Genomic DNA, 3,690 nt, shown 5'->3' with positions numbered 1-3,690 from the left:
GCTAGTCCTCGGCTATATGGGGTTTCACACCCATGCGCCGTTTGTCTCCTATGCCGCTCCACGGGTAGAGGCGGCGGTCCGCGCAGAATATCTACGACAGTGGCGCGGCCAGGTCTGTGCCGCAATGAATGCGATACAGGATACCGCACCGCCCGCCGCGCGGAAACTGGAGGCAACGCGGGACTGGCGCTCGCAGGGCTAGCCCCGGCACGATCGCGCGAAGGAGAAGAGATGGAAGCCGATTCAGCCCGTGGCGCCCCTGCCCCGCAAAGGCAGCATTTTACCCGGTTCGTCAGCATCAGCTCACGCTGGATGGATAACGACGTATACGGACATATTAACAATGTCGTATATTACTCGTTCTTTGATACGGCGGTGAATGGCCTGATGCTCGAGGCCGAGCTGCTCGATCCAAAGGAAGGCCCGGTGATCGCCCTAGTGGTGGAAACACAATGCACCTACCGTCGGTCGCTGTCCTTTCCCGAGCTTATCGAGGTCGGTGTGCGAGTGGCGCATCTGGGCACCACAAGCATTCGCTACGAGATCGGCGTGTTTGCTGCCGGCTCTGCGGACTGTGCGGCGAACGGGCAGTTCGTGCATGTGTATGTGGATGCGGTCACCCGGCGCCCGGCGCCGATCCCGCCTGCCTGCCGGGCCTTCTTGGACGGGCTGCGCGGCCCATCCAGCACCTAGCGCCGGTTCAGGTCAGGCGCAACCCATCTGCCATCGGGGCGAACAGCGCGTCGATCTGCGCGGCGGTGACGTCGCCGAGGTCTGCCGGCTGCCAGCGCGGCTGCTGGTCCTTGTCGACCAGGATGGCGCGCACGCCCTCGGCGAAATCATGCGCGCCGGCCATGCGTACGCCCAGACGATAATCGTCTTCCAGTACCCGACCGATTGACTGGCCCGGCCCGTCCAACATCCTCCGCCAAGTGACAAGCAGGCTGGTTGGCGCGGCGCGGCGCAAGGTTGCCTGTGCCTGCTCGGCCCAGGCGGAAGTGGGCGCCTTGGCATCGAGGCTGGCGAGGACAGCATTCAGATCATCCTTGCCAAACACTGAATCGATTTCCGAATGCGCAGCCAGCGTGCCGCCTTCGGCGGGCCTGGCGTGGGCGGCGATGATATCGTCCACGGCGGCCTTGTCGAGTTGTGGCGCGGCGGCAAGGGCGGCGGTGAGGGCCGGAAAATCAGCGGCTGGGACGTGGTGTGTGGCAAGGCCCACAGCGAGCGCGTCGGCAGCATCTAGATGCGGGCCAACCAGCGCCAGATAACGCCCCAGCGCCCCGAGGGTGTTACTGAGGAACCAGGTGGCGCCGACATCCGGGAACAGCCCGAGCACCGTCTCCGGCATGGCCATGCGCAGCGTCTCGCTAACCACTCGATGCGAGCCATGGATGGACAGGCCCATGCCCCCGCCCATGGCCACGCCGTTGATCAGCGCGACATAGGGTTTGGGAAACTGGTTGATCCGGTAGTTGAGCCCGTATTCCGCCTGGAAGAAGCGCCGGGCCGCAGCACGCCGCCCCTCCGGCGCCGCGATGGTGCCCAGGGCCCGGACATCGCCGCCGGCGCAGAAGGCGCGCTCCCCGGCGCCACGGATAAGCACCGCCTGCACCGCTGGGTTGACCGCCCAGTCCGCCAGAGTGGCGCCCAGGAATTCGGCCATCTCGACGGTGAGGGCGTTGAGCGCTTTCGGGCGGTTGAGGGTGATGATCCCGAGCCGCCCCTCGATCTGCAGAGCAACATCCGGCATGACCTCGACATCCGACATTCCTGGCCTCCTTGCTTGAGCTTAGATTTAATCGGCCAGGGCGGTCAGGCCCCGGCCTCCTGATAGAGGGACTCAATCTCCTGCACGTCCGGGATGCGGGGATTATTGCCCGGCGAGCCGGACGTCAGCGCCTGCCCGGCTATCAGCGGCAGCAGGATCCTGGGCATTTTTTCTTCCCTTTTCTCAATCCGCAAACATCGCTGCCCGAGTCACCCGACATTGGCACTGCGCCGGCCATTGCATCACCCCGCGTCAAGCCCGTTCACATCAGGCGTTGAGTGTTTTGCACACAAGAACAAAAAATATATTTGATCTGACTATAAGAACATAATAGCCTCTTCGTCAAACCACAATGCGTGCACCGGCCGTTGCCGGTACGGGAAGGAGAAATTGATGCTGCATAGGGCCGACCGACTAGCGGTGACGATTGGCGCGCTGGAGCTGAAAAACCCGATCATCGCGGCTGCAGCGGAACATATGATCGAGGCCGATGGCGTGCGGGCCGCGCTTGCCGCCGGCGCCGGGGCAGTCGTCGTCAAATCCACCAATGAATCATCTGCGGCGAAGGATCAGTTGCAGCGCGCTGAATATTTGGCGATTGATAGCGGCTGGAATCCGGTGAAATGGGACGCGAGCGCGCCGCCGGAGGTGACACTGGCGACGCGCTCAGGCTTGAGCCCGCTTGGCTTTGCCGAATGGCTAGACGAGGTGGTACATCTGGACCGTGAGGCCCGTGCACGCAGTGCGCTTCTGGTGCCAAGCCTTGTGCTGAGCCAACTGGAACCGGCGCTGGCCATGGCCCGGCAGATAGAGCAGGCGGGGCTAAGGGTGCTGGAATTCAATATCGGCACGCCCTATGGCAGCCAAGCGGCGCAGCAGGCGGTGGCAACGGAGCTTGACCCGGCGCGCGTCGGCGAGATCGTGAGGGCGATGCGCGAGACGGTCAGTCTTCCCCTATGGATCAAGCTAACTGGGCAGAGCGAACGGGTACCCGCCCTCGCCGAAGCCGCATTTGACGCCGGCGCGCAATCCGTGGTTATGGCCGGGCGGCTTCTCGGGCTGATCCCGGACCTGGACAGCATGGCACCGCTGCTCGGGACTTCACTGGGCGTTGGCGGCTACTGGAACTTGCCTCTGACTTGCCAATGGCTGGCACTCACCCGCCAGCACCTCGGGGTCGAAGCGCCGTTAATCGGGATCAACGGCGTACGCGACGGACGGGACGCGGCTCGGGTGATGCTGGCCGGCGCCAGCGCCGTTGGCATGGCCTCATCCGTGATGCTGCGCGGGCCGGGGGTGCTCACGCAGGCGTTGGAGCAACTCGATGCCTATCTGGACGCGAAGGGGATTGCCGCGCGCGACCTTATCGGCCGCGCCGCCGACAGACGGCGCAGCTTTCATGAGATGGAACTTCGCACCGATCATTGGCAGGATTTTGTTATCCGCTAGAGAAGCACTCCGCATCTTGCCGCCCCCCCATGATCAAGGCGTCGTCGCCATGGTGGCCCACGCGCCAACGCCGCAAACCATACCTTATGCCGGAACTAAAGCCCTTAACCAACATTTTCACTCAGACCGTAAGACGTCACGCCAGCAAGCTGTTTTAGCTGAGTCAGGGCGTCCCTCACCTTCTGGGCGTCGAGAGCGACAAAATCCGCGATGGTAGCGACACCAAGCCACTTCAGCTTCAGCGCAGACTAACCGCCGATGCCCCAAACTGTTTCGATTGGGGTATCGGCATAAAAGACATCCCCCCAGCACTGCGAAGCTCAAAGCCCCCCTCCATTGAAGGCCGCTCCTTGGCCAGCCTATTCGCCAACTTGGCGATGGTCTTGGTGGCCCCCAACCGATGCAGGTTGGAATTTTGGCCAGGCGTCGCACCTCGTCGCGGACGCGCCGGAAGTCCGGGTGCCGCAAGT

General features: G+C 63.5%; 5 protein-coding genes. 3 read left to right on the top strand and 2 right to left on the bottom strand.

The genetic code is table 11. The features are described 5' to 3' along the window. Both MXAZACID_RS19895 and MXAZACID_RS19520 read left to right on the top strand, forming a co-directional pair. The coding region (locus MXAZACID_RS19895) for a hypothetical protein (RefSeq protein ID WP_205619860.1) at positions 1-202 on the top strand (202 nt) is incomplete at its 5' end. 29 nt (positions 203-231) lie between these two features. After that, positions 232-693: a thioesterase family protein gene (locus MXAZACID_RS19520; protein WP_008495760.1), complete on the top strand. Its 462-nt coding sequence runs from the start codon at positions 232-234 to the stop codon at positions 691-693. Between the two features lie 7 nt (positions 694-700). Here MXAZACID_RS19520 and MXAZACID_RS16895 read toward each other — a convergent pair whose 3' ends face one another. Both MXAZACID_RS16895 and MXAZACID_RS20355 read right to left on the bottom strand, forming a co-directional pair. Further along, complete coding sequence (locus MXAZACID_RS16895; RefSeq protein ID WP_008495759.1) at positions 701-1,771, bottom strand: enoyl-CoA hydratase/isomerase family protein; 1,071 nt, start codon at positions 1,769-1,771, stop codon at positions 701-703. Positions 1,772-1,815: 44 nt separating this feature from the next. Continuing rightward, positions 1,816-1,938: an iron-containing alcohol dehydrogenase gene (locus MXAZACID_RS20355; protein ID WP_008495758.1), complete on the bottom strand. Its 123-nt coding sequence runs from the start codon at positions 1,936-1,938 to the stop codon at positions 1,816-1,818. Positions 1,939-2,164: 226 nt separating this feature from the next. On the opposite strand from MXAZACID_RS20355, the gene MXAZACID_RS16890 reads away from it, so the two are divergent. Further along, positions 2,165-3,220 (top strand): dihydroorotate dehydrogenase, encoded by a 1,056-nt coding sequence (locus tag MXAZACID_RS16890; RefSeq protein WP_008495757.1) that lies wholly within the window; start codon positions 2,165-2,167, stop codon positions 3,218-3,220. The last annotated feature ends 470 nt before the right edge of the window (positions 3,221-3,690 follow it).

This window comes from Acidocella sp. MX-AZ02 (assembly GCF_000306035.1).
GTDB classification, from domain to species: Bacteria; Pseudomonadota; Alphaproteobacteria; order Acetobacterales; family Acetobacteraceae; genus Acidocella; species Acidocella facilis.
This window is presented reverse-complemented; position numbering and strand designations above follow the sequence as displayed.

What these genes read in the sequence shown, in the direction of transcription:
- MXAZACID_RS16895 (WP_008495759.1), bottom strand. Translation starts at nt 1,771, where the DNA reads ATGTCGGATGTCGAGGTCATGCCGGATGTTGCTCTGCAGATCGAGGGG.
- MXAZACID_RS19520 (WP_008495760.1), top strand. Translation starts at nt 232, where the DNA reads ATGGAAGCCGATTCAGCCCGTGGCGCCCCTGCCCCGCAAAGGCAGCAT.
- MXAZACID_RS16890 (WP_008495757.1), top strand. Translation starts at nt 2,165, where the DNA reads ATGCTGCATAGGGCCGACCGACTAGCGGTGACGATTGGCGCGCTGGAG.
- MXAZACID_RS20355 (WP_008495758.1), bottom strand. Translation starts at nt 1,938, where the DNA reads ATGCCCAGGATCCTGCTGCCGCTGATAGCCGGGCAGGCGCTGACGTCC.